Annotated in this window: 13 protein-coding genes; 7 read left to right on the top strand and 6 right to left on the bottom strand. The window is 61.2% G+C overall.

All coding sequences use genetic code 11. The features are described from left to right. The first annotated feature begins 51 nt into the window (after positions 1 to 51). The 3 genes from ABFB52_RS19720 (at position 52) to ABFB52_RS19710 (ending at position 6,019) form a co-directional block, all read left to right on the top strand. A complete protein-coding gene (locus ABFB52_RS19720; protein WP_346836100.1) occupies positions 52 to 4,521 on the top strand; it encodes a hemagglutinin repeat-containing protein in 4,470 nt (1,489 codons plus the stop codon). Positions 4,522 to 4,666: 145 nt separating this feature from the next. Continuing rightward, a complete protein-coding gene (locus tag ABFB52_RS19715) occupies positions 4,667 to 5,401 on the top strand; it encodes a class II aldolase and adducin N-terminal domain-containing protein (RefSeq protein WP_102718688.1) in 735 nt (244 codons plus the stop codon). Positions 5,402 to 5,623: 222 nt separating this feature from the next. Further along, positions 5,624 to 6,019: a hypothetical protein gene (locus tag ABFB52_RS19710; protein WP_085748557.1), complete on the top strand. Its 396-nt coding sequence runs from the start codon at positions 5,624 to 5,626 to the stop codon at positions 6,017 to 6,019. A 91-nt stretch (positions 6,020 to 6,110) separates the two neighbouring features. Here the strand turns inward: ABFB52_RS19710 and ABFB52_RS19705 are convergent, their stop codons facing one another. Genes ABFB52_RS19705 through ABFB52_RS19695 form a run of 3 tightly spaced genes read right to left on the bottom strand, consistent with a single transcriptional unit; the run spans position 6,111 to position 10,017 of the window. After that, positions 6,111 to 7,133, bottom strand: a complete 1,023-nt coding sequence (locus ABFB52_RS19705) for a GlxA family transcriptional regulator (protein ID WP_102718698.1) — start codon at positions 7,131 to 7,133, stop codon at positions 6,111 to 6,113. 13 nt (positions 7,134 to 7,146) lie between these two features. Next, a complete protein-coding gene (locus ABFB52_RS19700; RefSeq protein ID WP_129974284.1) occupies positions 7,147 to 8,808 on the bottom strand; it encodes a choline dehydrogenase in 1,662 nt (553 codons plus the stop codon). Between the two features lie 39 nt (positions 8,809 to 8,847). Next, positions 8,848 to 10,017: an aromatic ring-hydroxylating dioxygenase subunit alpha gene (locus ABFB52_RS19695; RefSeq protein WP_129974285.1), complete on the bottom strand. Its 1,170-nt coding sequence runs from the start codon at positions 10,015 to 10,017 to the stop codon at positions 8,848 to 8,850. A gap of 180 nt (positions 10,018 to 10,197) precedes the next feature. Here ABFB52_RS19695 and ABFB52_RS19690 point away from each other — a divergent pair, with 180 nt between their 5' ends. The 4 genes from ABFB52_RS19690 to ABFB52_RS19675 all read left to right on the top strand — a co-directional run bounded on the left by ABFB52_RS19690 (position 10,198) and on the right by ABFB52_RS19675 (position 15,067). Further along, positions 10,198 to 10,911, top strand: a complete 714-nt coding sequence (locus ABFB52_RS19690) for a class I SAM-dependent methyltransferase (RefSeq protein WP_129974286.1) — start codon at positions 10,198 to 10,200, stop codon at positions 10,909 to 10,911. Between the two features lie 109 nt (positions 10,912 to 11,020). Beyond that, entirely contained in the window at positions 11,021 to 11,521 is a 501-nt protein-coding gene (locus ABFB52_RS19685; RefSeq protein ID WP_102718692.1) for a sigma-70 family RNA polymerase sigma factor, read from the top strand. Between the two features lie 40 nt (positions 11,522 to 11,561). Further along, positions 11,562 to 12,545 carry a FecR family protein gene (locus ABFB52_RS19680; RefSeq protein ID WP_102718693.1) on the top strand — a complete coding sequence of 328 codons (984 nt, stop codon included), beginning with the start codon at positions 11,562 to 11,564 and terminating at the stop codon, positions 12,543 to 12,545. A 98-nt stretch (positions 12,546 to 12,643) separates the two neighbouring features. Next, positions 12,644 to 15,067, top strand: coding sequence for a TonB-dependent receptor (locus ABFB52_RS19675; protein ID WP_102718694.1), 2,424 nt, complete (start codon positions 12,644 to 12,646; stop codon positions 15,065 to 15,067). Between the two features lie 44 nt (positions 15,068 to 15,111). Here the strand turns inward: ABFB52_RS19675 and ABFB52_RS19670 are convergent, their stop codons facing one another. From ABFB52_RS19670 to ABFB52_RS19660, 3 genes are all read right to left on the bottom strand, one after another. Beyond that, positions 15,112 to 16,263 (bottom strand): MFS transporter, encoded by a 1,152-nt coding sequence (locus ABFB52_RS19670; protein ID WP_085613177.1) that lies wholly within the window; start codon positions 16,261 to 16,263, stop codon positions 15,112 to 15,114. Between the two features lie 110 nt (positions 16,264 to 16,373). After that, positions 16,374 to 17,480, bottom strand: coding sequence for a hypothetical protein (locus tag ABFB52_RS19665; RefSeq protein WP_346836099.1), 1,107 nt, complete (start codon positions 17,478 to 17,480; stop codon positions 16,374 to 16,376). Between the two features lie 45 nt (positions 17,481 to 17,525). Next, on the bottom strand, positions 17,526 to 18,632 hold the full coding sequence (locus tag ABFB52_RS19660; RefSeq protein WP_346836098.1) for a hypothetical protein: 1,107 nt from the start codon (positions 18,630 to 18,632) through the stop codon (positions 17,526 to 17,528). Positions 18,633 to 18,663 lie beyond the last annotated feature (31 nt).

Here is an 18,663-nt window from a genome sequence, read left to right as displayed (position 1 = left end):
GGCCTTCAACTCAACGCGCAACGTGATGCCGCACTACATGGAGAGTTTTTTATGCCAATGAATACCTTTGCGTTTCATCTTTCCCCACGGGGCAAACTGCGTTGGGCCATCGCCAGCCTGTTCCTGGTCGCTCACCTGCCGGGCGCCATGGCCGGCGGCGTGGTGGTCGCGCCCGGCCCCGGCGGCACCGCGCAACTGCAGACCCAGGGCGGCGTCCCGATCGTCAACATCGTCGCGCCCAACGGCTCGGGGCTTTCGCATAACCAATTCCTCGACTACAACGTCGACCGACAGGGCCTGGTGTTGAACAACGCCTTGCAGGCCGGGCAATCGCAGCTCGCCGGGCAACTGGCGGCCAACCCGCAATTGCAGGGCCAGGCCGCGAGCGTGATCCTCAACGAAGTGATCAGCCGCAACCCTTCGGCCATCAACGGCGCCCAGGAAATCTTCGGTCGCGCCGCCGACTACGTACTCGCCAACCCGAACGGCATTTCGGTGAATGGCGGCAGTTTCATCAACACGCCGAACGCCAATCTGGTGGTCGGCCGGCCCGAGCTGAACGACGGCAAGCTGCAAGCCCTGAGCACCCGCGACGCCACCGGTCAGTTGCAGATCCAGGGCGGCGGGCTGCGTAACGGTGAAGGCTCGATCAACCTGATCGCGCCGCGCATCGACAGCCAGGGCGCAATCAGGGCTCGCGATCAACTGAACCTCACCGTCGGGCGCAATCAGATCGACTACGCCAGCGGCCAGGTGAAAGCCGTGGACCCGGCGGGCAACACCACCGATCAACGGATCGACGCCAGCCTGTTCGGCGCGATGCAGGCCGGGCGCATCAACATCGTCAGCACCGCTGAAGGCGCGGGCGTGAAGGTCGGCGCGGTGCAAGTCGCAGGACGTGACGGCGTGCAGATTCGTTCGGCGGGCGACTTGAGCGTCAGCGGTCAGGCGATTCCGGACAGCCTCGACGTGACCCGCGCCGGCATCCGCAGCAGCCAGGGCGACGTCGGCCTGCACAGCGGCAAGGACCTGACGCTGGCCGCCGCCGACGTCAGCGGTCGCGACGTGAAGGTCGATGCCAAGCGCAATCTGACCCTGACCACCGTCGAAAGCCGCAAGCTTCAGGAACAGCGCGAAAACTGGAACAACAGCACCATCGGCATCACCTGGGAAACTTACGAGCGCACCAAGACCGACAGCGATTCGCGCCAGCACGGCAGCCAGATCGTCGCCAGCCGCGACGCGCAACTCTCGTCCGGCAAAGACACCGAACTGAAAGCCGCCAAGGTCGACGCGAAGAACAACCTCAGCGTGCAAAGCGGCGGCGATCTGCGCCTGACCGCCGCCACTGAAAGCCACACCCAGACCGATCAGGGCAAGCACCGCAAACACCTGTGGAAAGCCGATTGGGACAGCAGCAGCGAAGAGCAGCGCAGCATCACCAGCCAGCTGAAGGCCGGCAACATTGCCCTGCAAACCGCCGCACTGTTGCGCTCCGAAGGCGCTGAATTGAACAGCGCCGGCGATCTGCAACTGGCCGGCAAACAGGTGGAAATCACCGCCGCGACCCGCACCAACCGCAGCAGCGACAACCGCTATTCCGGTGACCTGGTCGGCGGCGGTTTCTTCGGCAAGACCGGCGACGCCGACAAGGGCCAGACCCAGCATCAGGGCAGCAAGGTCAACGCGGCCGGCAAACTGGTGGTCAAGGCTGACGACGTACGCATCAGCGGCAGCCAGGTGCGCGGCGCCAAGGACGCGAGCGTGATCAGCGACAACGGTTCGCTGACCATCGACGGCGTGCAGGACACTTCGCACAGCAACAACCACGACAAGGACAGCAAGTTCTTCGGCATCACCAAGGACGAGTCCCGGCAGAACAGCAAGGACAGCACCACGGTGCGCAGCGAGCTGGCTTCCGACAGCAACCTCAAGCTCAAGAGCGCCAAGGACATCGAACTCGCTGGTTCTACGGTCAAGGCCGGCGGTTCGCTGACGGCGGATGCGGCGGGTGATGTGAAGGTGCATTCGACACAGAACACCCACGACAGCAGCAACAGCACGCAGACCCGTGGTTTCGACGCTTACGCCAAGGAGCAGACGGCGGAGCAGTATCGCGCCGGCGTGCATTACGAAGACAAGGCGCAAACCGTCACCGCCAACGACGTCACCCAGCAGGGCTCCAGCCTCAGCGGCGGCACCGTGCAAGTGAAGGCGGGCGGAGACGTGACGCTCAAGGGCGCCGAGGTGAAATCCACCGCCGGCGACACGACACTGAGCGGCAAGAACGTCTCGCTGCTGGCCGAGCAGGACAGCCACAGCACCTCGACCGAAACCCGCAGCACCGGCGGCGGGTTCTACTACACCGGCGGCCTCGACCGCGCCGGCAGCGGCGTGGATTTCTCGCACAGCACTTCGCAGGACACCACCGGCAAAACCACCGCGCAAACCACCGGCGTGCAGAGCAGCCGCAGCCTGAACATCAACGCTGACAAACTCGCCACCGAGGGCGCGCAACTGAAGGCCGGCAACGGCCTGAACGTCGCCGCTAACCAAGTGGACAACCGTGCCGCCAGCAACACCGAAAGCAGCACTCACAGCGAGAGCAACTGGTCGGCGGACATCGGCGCCAACGTCGAGTACAAAGACATCGCCCGGCCGATTGCCGGTGCGGTGAAAGACGTGCTCGGCGGCAAGGTGCCGGACAAGGACGCACTGACCAATCTCGGTCAGCCGAACGTCGGTATCGACGTGGCAATCGGTCATGCCAGCGCCGATAAAACCGAGCAAGGCAGCAACGCTGTGGTCAGCCGGTTCGACGGCAAGACCGTGGACGTGAAGGTCGGCGGCACGCTGCACGACCAGGGCACCCAGTACAACGCCAGCGCCGGCAAAGTGAACATCGGCGCCGACAAACTGGTGGCCGATGCCGCGAACAACACCCACAGCAGCACCGAAAAAACGGTGGATGCCAAGGTCGACGTGCGCGTCTACACCAAGACTGGTGAAGACGTGAACGTGGCCGGCAGCGGCGCGGGTGGCAGCAGCCAGTCGAGCAAGGATAGCTCTACGGCGGTGGTTGGCGGTTACGCTGGCAATCAGGGCGTGAGCATCAATGTCGGCGGCGATGCACAGTTCGAAGGCAGCCGTTTCGATGGCGGGCAGGGCGGTGTCAGCGTCAAGACCGGCGGTGATCTGGCGCTGAATCAGGCCAACGACCGTCAGAGCAGCGACAGCTCCAGCCTGCGTGGCAACGGTTCGCTGACCGTCGGCACTTTGCCGGGCACCGACGGCACCAATGTCGATCTCGGCGCCGGGTTCCAGCTCGATCACAAAGACAACCAGACCGCCGACAGCCAGGCCCACGTAGCCAGTATCAATGGCAACGGCCCGGTGCAATTGAGCAGCGGCGGCAATCAGGTGCAGCAGGGCACGAAGATCGACAGCGTTGGTGCTATCGACCTGAAAGCCGACGGCAAACTCGACCTGCAAGCGGCCACCGACTCGCACGTCGCCACCGGCAGCAATCTCGGCGGCGGCCTGACGGCCGGCGGCAGCAAAACCAGCAGCGAGAAGAGCCGCGATCAGGGCGGCAACCTCAGCGGTAATTTCAACATCGGTCGGGTCAACGAGAACACCCAGACCCTCAGCGGTGGCCAGCTTAACAGCCAGAACGGCATCGCCCTGAGCGGCAATTCGGTGCACCTGCAAGGCACTCAGGTCGGCGCGCCGAACGTCAGCATCGATGCGCAGAAGGGCGGTTTCGTTCAGGAATCCGCGCAGTCCAGCGACAACCGCAACAACTGGAACGTAGCGCTGAACGCCGGCGGCAATCTGAGCAAAAGCACACCGACCACCGCCGATGAAAAAGTCAGCAGCGATCACGGCTTCAATGCCGGGGCCAAAGTCGGCGTGGATTACCTGCAAGGCACCACCCAGCAGAATAGCCAGATCAAGGCTGACACCGTGGTGTTGAACAGCGCCGGTGATGCGAGCCTGAGCGGCGCGCGGATTGATGCGCGCAACGTCAGCGGCAATGTGGCGGGTGATCTGTCGGTCGAAAGCCGTCAGGACTCCAGCACTCACGCCAAGGTCGACGTGGATCTGAGCCTGACCGCCAAGAAAACCCCGGCCGGCGACAAGGGCAAACTCGCGGGCACCGACTACAAGCCAACGCTGAAAGCCGGAGGCGAATACGCGCACAAGGACAGCGTCAAACAGGCCTCCGGCATCAGCGCTGGTCAGGGTGTGAATCTCACCGTCGGCGGCGCTACCCAGCTGACCGGTGCGCGGATTTCCGCCACCGAAGGCAAGGTCGATCTGGGTGGTTCGAAGGTCAGCAGCACTGACCTGAGTAACCTCGACTACGGCGTAAAAGCCGGCCTGGATCTGCCGCACAAAACTGAAGAAAACGCACCGAAGGTTTCCCTTGAAAACGGCAACCTGAAAGTCGGCCCGGTGACCCTGAGCGGTCATCTGGACAGTCAGCCCCTGCAAGCCGGGATCGACGAAAAAGGCTGATTTACCGTCAGTGAAACCGGCGGGAGCGAGCGTGCTCGCTCCCGTTTCTGATGGACACCCGGCTCAAAACGGCAGCCACTGTCGTTTCCCGTCAAGTCGATGAAAGCATGCGCTCTACACTCGGGTGAAACCGGGAGGCCGCGCCATGCACGACAACGTCGAACACCTGAGAATCCAGCTGGCCTGCGCCCTGCGCTGGGCTGCGCGTTTGAACCTGCACGAATCCATCGCCAATCACTTCAGCGTGGCCACTTCGCAGGACGGTCGCGAGTTTCTGATCAACCCCTACGGCAAACACTTCTCGCGGATCCGTGCTAGTGATCTGCTGTTGCTCAATGCCGACGATCCGTCCAGTCTCGACTGCCCGGACTCCCCGGACAAAACCGCGTGGGCCTTGCACAGTGCCTTGCACCGCAACCAGCCCCAGGCCCGTTGCATCCTCCATACCCACAGCAGATACGCGACGACGCTAGCATGCCTGAAGGACTCGCGCCTGCCACCGATCGAGCAGAACAGCATGCGGTTTTTCGAGCGGGTGGCGATTGACGAAGGATTCGATGGCATGGGTCTTGGGGAAGAGGCGGAGCGGGTGAGCAGGCTGCTCGGTGACAAGCCGATCCTGCTGATGGGCAATCATGGATTGCTGGTCGCGGCGCCGAGCGTGGCCCAGGCGTTTGATGATCTGTATTACTTCGAGCGGGCGTGCGAGGTGTACATCACCGCACTGGCAACCGGGCGGGAATTGCGCGTGGCCAGCGATGAAGTGGCGCGCAAGACGTGTCGGCAATGGCTGGATTATCCGGGGTTTGCGGATAAGCATTTCAATGCATTGATGGGCATCCTCGACGAAGAGGAACCGGTCTATCGCCAGCTGAATTAGCGATGGGTTCTCGGATGGCTGATCCAGAACCCGCGCGGATTCGTGCCACAGTGAAATTGAGTTTGGCTGGAAAGAACAAATTGTTATAGCGAATGGGTATTGAATGACTGTCAGTTCTGACAGTGTGCAAAAAGCTGATAAGGGACGACGATTGGCTTGAGGCGCGTGGTTTCAATTTAACCTGTGCGAGCATCAAACCAATCAATTCATGGAGCAACAGAAATGGCTGATATTCATTTTAAAGACTTGTTTAACGGTGTGATTAACTGCAGCTCAAAACCTCAAATTAACGGCATTTCGGTAGAAGTGGGGGCGTTGTCAAATGAGGCGAAAGTGGGTGACGAGTTCATCGGCAAATTTCAGGGATGCAGTGATTCCGAAGGTGAGGTACCCATCCAGGGCGCTTCGACATCATTGAGCCGAAATGTAACACGGGCTGACATCGAGAATGGCTCCGTTGATTGCTTTAAGGAATGGAACAAAATCAAACTCATTGGAAATGGCTCGGTTCGTTATAACTACCTGATCAATGGCGTAATGGGGAACACTGCATCGGTAGTGGTCCGGTTAATGAATTCAAGTGGTCAATCGTGCGACGAGGTCCGAACGCACAACTGAACGTCCGAGTTTCAACAATGCCTGCCTGTTGCAGGCATTTTTTTGCCAGCAAGGCTTGCGCAACGTCACGGGTGAATGGCCGCTCTTCGTTTCAAGGTGCCTTGCTCAACGGCTGGCGCATCACCGGCGCGCTCCATGCCTGACGCCGATCCTCGCTCGGCGGGCAGCCAAAGCGTGCGCGGTAGGTGCGGGAGAAATGCTCCAGTGAGCCAAACCCGGAACACGCCGCCACCTGGGCCACGCTCATCTGCGTCTGTTGCAACAGGTTGTGCGCCCGGGCCAGGCGCAGGGTGATGTAGTACTTGAGCGGCGAGAGCCCGGTCTGATGCTTGAACTGGCGCTCGAGTTGACGACGTGACAGGCCGACTTCGCTGGCAATTGCTTCGCAGTCCAGCGGTTCTTCCAGAGCCTTTTCCATCAGTTGCACGGCACGGCGGATCTTGTTGCCGTACATCCCGCTGTTGCCCAGACCGCCGTCGAGCTGATTGTCCGCCGGGGCGCGCATCTGGCCCATCAGCAGGTGCAGGCCGATTTCCCGGGCCAGATCAGGATCGATGCGCTGGCCGATCCAGCCCAGCAGCATGTCGAGAATGGTAGTCGCGCCGGCGCAGGTCAGGCGCTGGCGTTCGAGGGTGTAGAGCTGCGGTCGGGCGCGGACCTTGGGGTAACTCTCCTGAAAACCCTGCAGGTTGTCCCAATGCACCGCCGCTTCGTAGCCGTCGAGCACACCAGCGGCGGCCAGCAGTTCGGTGCCGGTTTCCACGCCGATCAAGACCGCGCCGAACAGCGCCTGCTTGCGCAGCCAACTCTTGAGCGCCGGATTGCGGCTGTGTTGATGCACCTCGAAACTGGCCAGTACCACGCAGGCGTCGAAGGCCTGCTCGTTGTTCAAGCCAGCTTCGGCGATGCTCGCCTGACCGTTGCTGGCCGTCACCGGGCCCGGCTGCAACGACAGCAACGTCCACTCGAACAGCGTGCGCTGGCTCAACCAGTTGGCGATGGCCAGCGGTTCGAGCACTGCCGCCAGACCGAAATTGGAAAACGCCGGCAGCAACAGCACCGCCACTCGCAGCGGTGCTTCATTGCGCGGTACAGCTTCAGCGGATCGGGTCATCGCCATCTCTGCTTCATCGTTGTTCGGTCTGCCAGTGCGGGTTGATCCACACCGGTACATCGAGGGCTGGCAACGGCGTGAGGTTACGGATCAGGTCGCTGGCCTTTTCCGCGATCATCACCGTCGGTGCGTTAGTGTTGCCGCTGACGATCGCCGGCATGATCGACGCGTCCACCACCCGCAAGCCGTCGAGGCCATGCACTCGCAGTTGCGGATCGACCACCGCTTCAGGGTCGCCCGCCGGCCCCATCTTGCAGGTGCCGCTGGCATGGTAGCCGGTTTCCGTAACCTGCCGCGCCCAGGCATCGAGTTCGGCGTCGGTCTGCACCGAACGGCCCGGCACCAGCTCTTCGCCCTTGAACGGCGCCATCGCCGGTTGCTCGATGATTTCCCGCACCAGCCGAGCGCCGGCGCGCATGTCGGCACGGTCCTGCGCGGTCTTCAGGTAGTTGAACAGAATCCTCGGCGGCCGCCGCGGTTCGGCGCTGTGCAGGGTCACGCTGCCCAGGCTGGTGGGGCGCATCAGGTCGATGTGGATCTGGAACGCGTGGGTCGGCACCAGCTCGACGCTGCCCGGTTGCACCGCCAGCGGCATGAAGGTCAGTTGCAGGTCCGGGTGTTCGACACCGGCTCGGGAACGCAGGAACGCACCGGCCTCGAAGTGATTGCTCGCCGCCAGGCCGTCGTGACGGACGAACCAGCGCGCGCCAATCCACCATTTACCCGGCGCGGTGGTCCAGCGATACAGCGACACCGGTTGTTTGCAGCGAAATTGCACCACCGCGTCCGGGTGATCGTTGAGGCGTTTACCGACGCCGGGCAGGTCGTGCACGACGCCGATCCCGAGGTCACGCAGTTCCGCCGCCGGGCCGACGCCCGAGAGCAACAGCAACTGCGGCGAATTGATCGCCCCGGCCGTCAGCAACACTTCCCGGCGAGCGCGGACGGTGTTCGTTTCGCCGTTCTGTTCATAATCAATCCCGACCGCTCGCCGGCCCTCGAACAGAATGCGTAGCACCAACGCATCGGTGACCACGCGCACATTGCCCCGAGCCAGTGCTTCGCTCAGATAACCGCGCGAAGCGCTCCAGCGCCGACCGTTGCGTGTAGTGCGATCCACCGGGCCGAAGGCTTCCTGACGATAGCCGTTCAAGTCCTCGCTGACGCCATAACCGGCCTCGGCCCCGGCCGCGATGAACGCCGCGCACAATGGTGTTTCTACATCGCCGGGAGTGACGTGCAAATGGCCGTCGCCGCCGCGATAGTCATCGCCACCGCCGGCGTGAGTCTGCGCTCGCTTGAAGTACGGCAGTACCTCGCGATAGCTCCAGCCAACGCAGCCTTGCTCGGCCCAGCCGTCGTAATCCCGGGCATGGCCACGGATGTAGACCATGCCGTTGATCGACGATGAACCGCCGAGGGTGCGGCCTCTCGGCGTGCCGATTCGGCGGCCGTCGAGGTACGGCTCGGGCTCCGACTGATAACTCCAGTTATAGCGCGACCCACCCACCACAAGGCCCACGGCGGACGGCATGTCGATCGTCCAGCTCTTATCCTCGGGCCCGGCCTCCAGTAGCAGGATGCGCACGTTAGGGTCTTCGCTCAGGCGATTGGCTAATACGCAACCGGCCGAGCCGGCGCCCACGATCAAGTAATCAAACCCGGTTTCGTCCATGGTTTGCTCCGTTCAGACAAATGACGAGGGAAGGGCGGATCAGTCCACGCAATGGCCGTGAATACCGTTGAACACCAGACGATGAAAGTGATGCACCAGATGCTCGCTTTCATTGCTGCGCTGGGCGTCGATCATGTAGCGGCCCTGGTCGTAACCGAGCGAGCGCAGGCCCTTTTGCACCGAGATGTTCAGGGCGATGTCTTCGGGGCCGATGTCTCCGTTCATCCACTTCATGCACGCCGTGCTGACGGCGGCGGTTTCGGGGTTGCTGGAGTAGTAACCGAAGCGCAGCAGCGAGCGCTCGGCGTCGAGCGGAATCATGATGAACGAGCCGAGAAGCTCGGAGAACGGGAAGGTGTAGAAGGTGTTGTTCGGCCACAGGCCGATGTTGAAGAAACATTCCTGCGGGTTCAGTTCGCTTTTCAGCGGCACGCCATAGGCCTCGGTCGCCGACAGATTGGCCGGTGCGGCGTAGGTCCACCAGTTGTCGCGTTTGATCAACTGGTAACCCTTGAAATCGATCAGCCGGGCGAGGTCGATGTGGCACGGGCCGGACAGCTTGAAGTGATAGCCCTCGATGGAATTGTCCATGATCACTTTCCAGTTGGCCGGCACGATCACGTCTTGTTCCTCGATCAGATGCATGTCGGCCAGGTCTGGAAACACCCGGCGCATTTCTTCGTCGGCACCGGGGAACAGATCCCGCAGCGACGGCGCATTCGGATCGAGGTTGAAGTAGACGAAGCCGCCGAGTTCTTCCGTGCGCACCTGTGGAATGTTGAACTGCGCCAGCTCGAAATTCTTCATCCGCTCGCAACGCGGCGCACCGCGCAGGCTGCCGTCCATTTCATAGCACCACGAGTGATAGGCGCAGCGCACCACGCCGCCGGTAGTGCCACGGCGTTCTTCGAGCAGGCGATTGCCGCGATGCTGGCAGACGTTGTGAAAACCATGGATCTGCCCCTGCCGATTCTTCGCCACCACCACGCTCTGGTCGAACAGATCCGTGACGACGAACTGCCCCGGCTCGGCGAACTCACTGACATGCCCGGCGACATGCCAGGCCCTCATGAAAATGTTGTCGCGCTCGGCACGGAACAGGCTGTCGTCGTAGAAATAACGCGAGGGCAGGGTGAAGGCCTGCTCCGGATCCTGCTGATCCCAGGCGTCGACCGGACTGTGCTGCTTGCGGGTCTGGAAACTGTGCATGAGGCGATCTCCACGGCGTGTTGTTGTGGGATCTAATCTAGGGTGCGGCGTGAGGGTGGGGTTGATGGATTGCGACCAGTTGATGGGTGGAATGATCAATCTCAGGCTGTATCGGGGAGGTCTTGACAGCCCTGCGATAATGAAACTTCACCGCGATCATGACGCAGAGGAAGGTTTTCCATGGACAATCAAGCACTCAAGGCCTTGTTCGACCAGCAGTCCGCCGTCTATGACAAACAGTGGAGCGGCATTGCGCCCCTTCGTGATGCCCTGTATCTGCTGCTGGATTCAGTGTTCGCGGGCCTGCCGGAGAATGCCCGGATACTCTGCGTCGGCGTGGGCACCGGTGTGGAAATGGCCCATCTGGCGCAGCAGTTTCCCGGCTGGCAATTCACCGCAGTCGACCCTTCGGGCGCCATGCTCGACGTGTGCCGTCAGCGAGCGACAGAGGGCGGTTTTCTCTCCCGCTGCCATTTTCACGAAGGCTACCTCGATACGCTGACGGATGAATCCGGTTACGACGGCGCAACCTGTTTTCTGGTGTCGCAGTTTTTGCTCGACCCTCAGGTGCGTATCGACTTTTTCCGTGAGATTGCCCGTCGTCTGGTACCGGGTGGGATTCTGGCGAATGCTGATCTGGCCTCGGATACTCAATCCCCGGCCTATGAAGCATTGCTGCGTCACTGGATGACGCTGATGGCTTCGGCCCAGGTGCCGCCGCAAATGCTCGAACGAGCGCGCACGGCGTATGCCCGGGATGTGGCGATTCTGCCGGTGCCGCAGGTCGCCAGTCTGATCGAGTCGGCCGGGTTCGAGGCGCCGGTCCAGTTCTTTCAGGCGGGTCTGATGCACGGGTGGTTCTGCCCGCGCAAGGCAGGGATTGCCGCGGGTTAGAGCGCCGGATTGATAGAAGGAAACAGCTTCGTCGGCATTCCCGAGGAATCCATTGCTTCAGCTTAATAGGAAGCATTACTATTCACGCCCCTTTCTTCAGCACGCCGCAATGATCCCCATGCTGCCCCGCAGACCCGGCTTTCTCGAGCATTACGAAGAGTTGATCGGCACCTGGACCCGTCGCCTGCGCAATCGCTCGCAGGCCGAGGATCTGGCGCACGACACCTTTGTGCGGGTGCTCGAATCCGATTCGTCGGCGGTGCAGCAACCCCGGGCGTATTTGCATCAGACCGCGCGCAACATTGCGGTGGACGGCTATCGGCGTGAGGACCGGCGGGGCGCCATGGAGTCGGAGGCGATCGATCTCAGTGAGTCGCCGAGCGGCGATCCGGAGCATTACATGCATGCGATCCAGCTGGCCGATTCCATCGAACGTGCGCTCACGGAGCTTCCGGTCAACTGCCGACGGATTTTCGTCTGGCAGAAGATCGAAGGCCTGACCCAGGCGGAAATCGCCGAGCGCCTGGGCCTGTCCAAGAACATGGTGGAAAAGTATATGATCCGCACCCTGCGGCATCTGCGTGATCGCCTGGACGGGGCGCAATCATGAGCCGCGGCGTCTTTTCATCCCCAGCCAAACAGGACATTCCATGATGGATACTCGTGATTGCGCGTGCGGGCAAACAACGGTGCGCGATGACGCGGCACGCTGGTTTGTGCGTTTGCAGGAGCCGGCCGTCAGTGCCGACGAACAGCAGCGCTTCGACGCGTGGCTGAACGAACATCCCCAGCACCGTGACGAATTCCAGTTGCTCCAGGGCTTGTGGACGGCGGCGGATCTGCTGCCGGCGCCACGCCTCAAAGCTTTGTGCGAAACCCCGCCGGCGCGGCGCGAACGCCGTCCGTTGTTGCGTTATGCCGTGGCGGCCAGCGTGGTCGCGGTGGCGCTCGGGCTCGGTCTGTTCAGTGGCTTGAATCATCCGGCGGGTTACAGCGCTGAATTCGCCACGGTGCTGGGCGAGCGCAAGCATGTCGCGCTGCCGGACGGTTCGGTGATCGACCTCAACAGCCGCAGCCGTCTGCAGGTGCGTTTCGAGAAGGATCGGCGGCTCATCGAATTGACCGAAGGCGAGGCGATGTTCAGCGTCGAGCACGATACTTCTCGCCCGTTCGTGGTCGAGGCCGGCAGCGGCAAGGTCACGGTGACTGGCACTCGTTTCGATGTGCGCCGCGATGTGACGCAGACCCGGGTCGCGGTGGAGCAGGGCACGGTCAGGGTGCAGGGTCGTGGTGCGGCCGATGCCGATTTCATCAGCCTCACTGCCGGCCTCGGCACGCGGATCGATGCACAGGGCAAAGTAACGCCGGCCTACGCGGTCAACCCGGCGGAGCTGACAGCCTGGCGCAGTGGCAAACTGGTGTTCAACAACGCCAGCCTCAGCGAAGTCGCCGAGGAAGTGTCGCGTTATCGCGACAAGCCGCTGAAGGTCTCTAACCCCGCCGTGGCCAATTTGCGCCTGACCAGCGTGTTCAAATCCGACAATACCGATGCCTTGCTCAGGGCCTTGCCGAGCATCCTTCCAGTGGCCGTGCGCACTCTTGCCGACGGCAGCCAGGAAATAATTTCAAAATAAAATTCAGGTTTTTTTCGAGTTCGTCGTCTTCCTGTTCAACTGCAACTGGTTTGCATTAACAGCCGCACACTCTTGCGATCCACAGGACTCCGTTCGACGTGAAAACCTCCACCGCCAAAAACAAAAAATCCCCTTGGTTACCGCTGGCGCTCGCACTGGCGGTCAACGCCCCCGTACCGATGGCCCTCGCCGCCGAAGCCATTCACATCCGCGCACAGCCGTTGGGTCAGGCCCTGAGTGAACTGGGCCAGCAAACCTCGTTGCAGGTGTTTTTCAGCCCGGACCTGGTCGCCGGCAAACAAGCGCCGGCCGTGGATGGCAATCTTTCTCCGGAGCAGGCCCTGCGCCAATTGCTGCAAGGCAGCGGTCTGGATTATCAGATCAATGAAGGTTCGGTGACCTTGTCCCCAGCCCCGACTTCCGCCGCCAACGGCCCGCTGGAACTAGGCGTGACCGACATCAAAGTGGTCGGAGACTGGCTCGGCGACGCCGACGCCGCCGTGGTGCAGAACCACCCCGGCGCGCGCACGGTGATTCGCCGTGAAGCGATGGTCGAGCAGGGCGCGATGAACGTCGGCGACGTGCTGCGCCGCGTGCCGGGCGTGCAGGTGCAGGAAGCCAACGGCACCGGCGGCAGCGATATTTCGCTGAACGTCGGCGTACGGGGTTTGACGTCGCGCCTGTCGCCACGCTCGACCGTATTGATTGATGGCGTGCCGGCCGCGTTCGCCCCGTACGGTCAGCCACAACTGTCGATGGCGCCGATTTCTTCCGGCAACCTCGACAGCATCGACGTGGTCCGTGGTGCCGGCTCCGTGCGTTACGGACCGCAGAACGTCGGCGGCGTGATCAACTTCGTGACCCGCGCGATCCCGGAAAAAACCACCGGTGAAATCGGCACCACCCTGGAAACCTCGCAGCACGGTGGCTGGAAACACATCGACACCGCGTTCCTCGGCGGCACTGCCGACAACGGCATCGGCATGGCGCTGTTGTACTCGGGCGTCAACGGCAACGGTTACCGCGAGCGCAACAATGGCAACGACATCGACGACGTGATCCTCAAGACCCACTGGGCACCGACCGATCAGGACGATTTCAGCCTCAACTTCCACTACTACGACGCCAGCGCCGACATGCCCGGTGGCCTGACGCAAAAGCAGTACGACGACAAACCGTTCCAGTCCGACCGCGACTACGACGGCTTCAGCGGCCGCCGCAAGGACGTGTCGTTCAAGTGGATCCGGCAGATCGACGAGCGCACCCAGGCAGAAGTGCTGACCTACTATTCCGACAGCTTTCGCGGCAGCACCATCGCCGCCCGCGATCAGAAAACCCTCAGCTCGTTCCCGCGCTCCTACTACACGTTGGGTATCGAGCCGCGTGTTTCGCGTGTGTTTGACGTCGGCCCGACCACCCAGGAAGTCAGCGTCGGTTACCGTTACTTGAAAGAGGCGATGCACGAGCAGTCGAGCCGCCTGGCGCTGGTCAACAACGAGCCGGTGGTCACCAAGACCTCCGACGGTCATGTGTTCCAGGACCGTACCGGCGGCACCGAGGCCAACTCGGTCTACATCGACAACAAGATCGACGTCGGCAACTGGACCGTGACCCCGGGCATTCGCTTCGAACACATCAGCACCGACTGGCATGATCGCGCTGTGCTCGACACCGCCGGCAAACCCGTCCCCGAGAAAAACCGCAGCATCGAAAGCAACGAGCCGTTGCCGGCCCTGAGCGTGATGTATCACCTGTCCGATGCGTGGAAACTGTTCGCCAACTACGAGACGTCGTTCGGCAGCCTGCAATATTTCCAGCTCGGCCAGGGCGGCTCGGGTGACCAGACCGCCAATGGCCTGGAACCGGAGAAAGCCAAGACTTACGAAATCGGCACGCGCTACAACGATGACGTGTGGGGCGGTGAAGTGACGCTGTTCTACATCGACTTCGATGATGAACTGCAATACATCAGCAACGACGTGGGCTGGACCAACCTCGGCGCGACCAAGCACCAGGGGATCGAGGCTTCGGTGCATTACGATATGGCGGCGCTCGATCCACGCCTCGACGGCCTGACCGCCAACGCCGGTTTCACTTATACCCGCGCGACCTATGAAGGCGAAATCCCGGGCTTCAAGGGCCGCGACCTGCCGTTCTACTCGCGTCAGGTGGCCACCGTCGGCCTGCGTTATGACATCAACCGCTGGACCTACAACATCGACGGTTTCGCCCAGTCCAAACAGCGCTCGCCGGGCACCGGCGTGAATGCTGACGGCAGCTTCAATGGCAACTACATCACCGAAGGCACGGCGGACGGGCAGTACGGCGACATTCCGGGCTACGTGACCTGGAACGTGCGCGGCGGCTATGACTTCGGTGCACAGCTGTCGAACCTGAAGCTCGGCGCCGGGGTGAAAAACATCTTCGACAAGCAGTACTTCACCCGCTCCAGCGACAACAACTCGGGGATCTACGTGGGCACGCCGCGGACGTTCTTCGTGCAGGCCAGCGTCGGTTTCTGATCTGCACTGATCGTTCCCGCGTCTCGACGTGGGAACGATCCAGCTCAGACCTTCAGCGCTTTCCCGCCAATCGCCACCGCCACCAGCAACGTCGCCATCAGCCCGAAGGCGAAACTCAAACTGCTGGCATGGGCGACAAAGCCGATCACCGCCGGCCCTGCCAGAATCCCTGCATAACCCAGCGTGGTAATTGCCGGCACGGCGATGCTTTCCGGCATCACCGTCTGTTTGCCCACCGCCGTGTACAGCACCGGCACGATATTCGAACAGCCGGCACCGACCAGCGCATAGCCCAGCAGCGCGGCTTGCCAGCTCGGGGCGAACGTCGCCAGAAACAATCCCGCCGCTGCCAGTAGTCCGCCAAACAGAATGATCCGGGTTGCGCCCAGTGCGCGGACGATCCGGTCACCGGTCAAACGGCCGGCCGTCATGGTCAACGCGAACGCTGCGTAACCCAGCCCGGCATAGGCGGTGTCGATCCCGCGTTCCTGCGCCAGGAACACCGCGCTCCAGTCCAGCGCCGCGCCTTCGGTAAGGAACACGATGAAGCACATGCCGCCGATGAACAGCACGATTCCGTGGGGCACTGCGAACGCCGGGCCCGAGCTCTCACTGCCGTAAGGCAACATGTGCGGCACCGCCTTGAACAGCGCCGCGATCAGCACCACGACCACCACCAGCATCGCCGCCAGTGGCGACAACCCGAGACCGAGCAGGGCGCTCACACCCGCCGCGCCGACGATCCCGCCGAGGCTGAACAGGCCGTGGAACCCCGACATCATGTTCTTGCCGCTGGCCCGCTCGACGATTACCGCTTGCAGGTTCACCGTCGAGTCCACCGTGCCCAGTCCGGCGCCGAACATGAACAACGTGGCGATCAACGCCGGAATCGACGACACCGTCGCCAGCAACGGCAACGCCGCGCAGATCAGCAGCGTGCCGCCGGTAGCCACTTTTCTGCAGCCAAATCGCGTGGCCAGAATCCCCGCCAGCGGCATCGCCAGAATCGAACCGACGCCCAGGCACAGCAACAGCAACCCCAACGTGCCTTCATCGAGCCCGGCCCGCGCCTTGGCGTACGGCACCAACGGCGCCCACGCGGCGATGCCGAGCCCGGCAATGAAGAAAGCGATGCGCGTGGACATCTGTTGCAGACGTCCGGGTGCGAGGGGTGGCGGGGTGTTGATGGCAGTCATGAAACGTCCTTGGTCTTGCGGTCAATGGCGTGATGCAGGGCAACATCGTTGCACATCAGTCCATGGGCCGCGACCTTGAGTTCCCGATTCGGCTGATCGGTGACAGCGTTTCACTGCTCACGGATGCTTTGCGTCAACTTCAAAAAGCGCGGAACGACCGCCTCGGGCGGTGGCACCAGATCTTTCAGGCCGTCGGTGCCTTTCTGGAAAGTGAACATCTGCGCTGCGATCAGCGGGCTCGCGAGACCGCCGACATGGGCGATGGCGGACCAGGCGCGATCCTGTTCGGTGGTTTCCGGGCGCGGATCCAGACGCCAGCCTTCGAGGGTGGTCATGCGATCGCCGATGTAGAACTTCTCCGTGATCTTCGACTTTTTCCAGATTTCGGCGTCGTAACCGGGGCGGTAGTCGGTGTCGTAGGTGCCGTCGGTGGGTTTGGCGTGGTTGCCGAGTGAGGCGTTGATCAGGCTCATGATGACGTTGGGCGTGCTGGTGAAGCGCAGGCTGTTCTTGACACTGAAACCGGTTTTGCCGTCGTCATGGATAAATCCGTAGGGCATACAGACGCCGGGGCCTTCGGGCACTTGATAGAGGTCGCGGGCTTCGAAGCGCGCGGCAAGGTCCTTGATCCGTTGTGCGGAGTTTTCGGCGGGTTTGTTCATGTTGAAGTAGAACACCCGGTTGTTGCGCCAGAGCAGGAATTCGTAGGGGATATTTTCGCCGCCCATGACGTAGGAGTCGGGGATACCTAGATCGTGTTCGTATTTTTTTACTTTGGGTATTTGCTCTTCCAGTTTTTTGATTTGTTCCTCCTGCTTTTTCACTTGGTCACGGGAATAGTTCATCTCCTTGATCGATACCAAAAGGTCCTTGTTGGTTTCAAGCTTGTCCTCGAGGCGCTTTTTGTAGAGTTCGGTTTCGTGAACGATGGCGTTGCGTTGTCTTTCAAAATTTTCACGTGTCGTGGCATCGCTGACTCTGATGGTGAGTTCGTCAAAGTCATAACTAACGTAGTCGCCCACCGCATGCACATTCTTGGAAAATACGTGTCCTCCTGCACCTTTCATGTTGCTACGTTCGATAGCAAACGTTGCCCACTCGAATGCTTCCGGTGACTCGAATCTGGTACGTCCCAGGCATTCGTGCAGGGCAGGTTCTGCAAGTGCTGACTGACTGCCCAGCAGCAGAACTGCGAAGGAAAAGAAGATTCGGTTCATGAACTGTACTTACTTTGATGGGGCTTCATGTTCACGACCCGACTCTCACTGCTCACGGATACTTTGCGTCAACTTCAAAAAGCGCGGAATAACCGTTTCGGGCGGTGGCACCAGATCTTTCAGGCCGTCGGTGCCTTTCTGGAAAGTGAACATCTGCGCTGCGATCAGCGGGCTCGCGAGACCACCGACATGGGCGATGGCGAACCAGGCGCGATCCTGTTCGGTGGTTTCCGGACGAGGGTCAAGACGCCAGCCTTCGAGGGTGGTCATGCGATCGCCGATGTAGAACTTCTCCATGATCTTCGACTTTTTCCAGATTTCGGCGTCGTAGCCGGGGCGGTAGTCGGTGTCGTAGGTGCCGTCGGTGGGTTTGGCGTGGTTGCCGAGTGAGGCATTGATAAGGCTCATGATGACGTTGGGCGTGCTGGTAAAGCGCAGGCTGTTCTTGACGTTGAAACCGGTTTTGCCGTCGTCATGGATAAATCCGTAGGGCATACAGACGCCGGGGCCTTCGGGCACTTGATAGAGGTCGCGGGCTTCGAAGCGCGCGGCAAGGTCCTTGATCCGTTGTGCGGAGTTTTCGGCGGGTTTGTTCATGTTGAAGTAGAACACCCGGTTGTTGCGCCAGAGCAGGAATTCGTAGGGGATATTTTCGCCGCCCATGACGTAGGAGTCGGGGATACCTAGATCGTGTTCGTATTTTTTTACTTTGGGTATTTGCTCTTCCAGTTTTTTGATTTGTTCCTCCTGCTTTTTCACTTGGTCACGGGAATAGTTCATCTCCTTGATCGATACCAAAAGGTCCTTGTTGGTTTCAAGCTTGTCCTCGAGGCGCTTTTTGTAGAGTTCGGTTTCGTGAACGATGGCGTTGCGTTGTCTTTCAAAATTTTCACGTGTCGTGGCATCGCTGACTCTGATGGTGAGTTCGTCAAAGTCATAACTAACGTAGTCGCCCACCGCATGCACATTCTTGGAAAATACGTGTCCTCCTGCACCTTTCATGTTGCTACGTTCGATAGCAAACGTTGCCCACTCGAATGCTTCCGGTGACTCGAATCTGGTACGTCCCAGGCATTCGTGCAGGGCAGGTTCTGCAAGTGCTGACTGACTGCCCAGCAGCAGAACTGCGAAGGAAAAGAAGATTCGGTTCATGAACTGTACTTACTTTGATGGGGCTTCATGT

It is taken from the genome of Pseudomonas sp. 9.2(2024) (genome assembly GCF_039695385.1).
Taxonomy (GTDB): domain Bacteria; phylum Pseudomonadota; class Gammaproteobacteria; order Pseudomonadales; family Pseudomonadaceae; genus Aquipseudomonas; species Aquipseudomonas paraglycinae.
This window is presented reverse-complemented; position numbering and strand designations above follow the sequence as displayed.

Excerpts from the sequence above, each read along its gene's own strand:
- ABFB52_RS19720 (WP_346836100.1), top strand. The coding sequence starts at position 52 with ATGCCAATGAATACCTTTGCGTTTCATCTTTCCCCACGGGGCAAACTG.
- ABFB52_RS19715 (WP_102718688.1), top strand. The coding sequence starts at position 4,667 with ATGCACGACAACGTCGAACACCTGAGAATCCAGCTGGCCTGCGCCCTG.
- ABFB52_RS19710 (WP_085748557.1), top strand. The coding sequence starts at position 5,624 with ATGGCTGATATTCATTTTAAAGACTTGTTTAACGGTGTGATTAACTGC.
- ABFB52_RS19705 (WP_102718698.1), bottom strand. The coding sequence starts at position 7,133 with ATGACCCGATCCGCTGAAGCTGTACCGCGCAATGAAGCACCGCTGCGA.
- ABFB52_RS19700 (WP_129974284.1), bottom strand. The coding sequence starts at position 8,808 with ATGGACGAAACCGGGTTTGATTACTTGATCGTGGGCGCCGGCTCGGCC.
- ABFB52_RS19695 (WP_129974285.1), bottom strand. The coding sequence starts at position 10,017 with ATGCACAGTTTCCAGACCCGCAAGCAGCACAGTCCGGTCGACGCCTGG.
- ABFB52_RS19690 (WP_129974286.1), top strand. The coding sequence starts at position 10,198 with ATGGACAATCAAGCACTCAAGGCCTTGTTCGACCAGCAGTCCGCCGTC.
- ABFB52_RS19685 (WP_102718692.1), top strand. The coding sequence starts at position 11,021 with ATGATCCCCATGCTGCCCCGCAGACCCGGCTTTCTCGAGCATTACGAA.
- ABFB52_RS19680 (WP_102718693.1), top strand. The coding sequence starts at position 11,562 with ATGATGGATACTCGTGATTGCGCGTGCGGGCAAACAACGGTGCGCGAT.
- ABFB52_RS19670 (WP_085613177.1), bottom strand. The coding sequence starts at position 16,263 with ATGACTGCCATCAACACCCCGCCACCCCTCGCACCCGGACGTCTGCAA.
- ABFB52_RS19665 (WP_346836099.1), bottom strand. The coding sequence starts at position 17,480 with ATGAACCGAATCTTCTTTTCCTTCGCAGTTCTGCTGCTGGGCAGTCAG.
- ABFB52_RS19660 (WP_346836098.1), bottom strand. The coding sequence starts at position 18,632 with ATGAACCGAATCTTCTTTTCCTTCGCAGTTCTGCTGCTGGGCAGTCAG.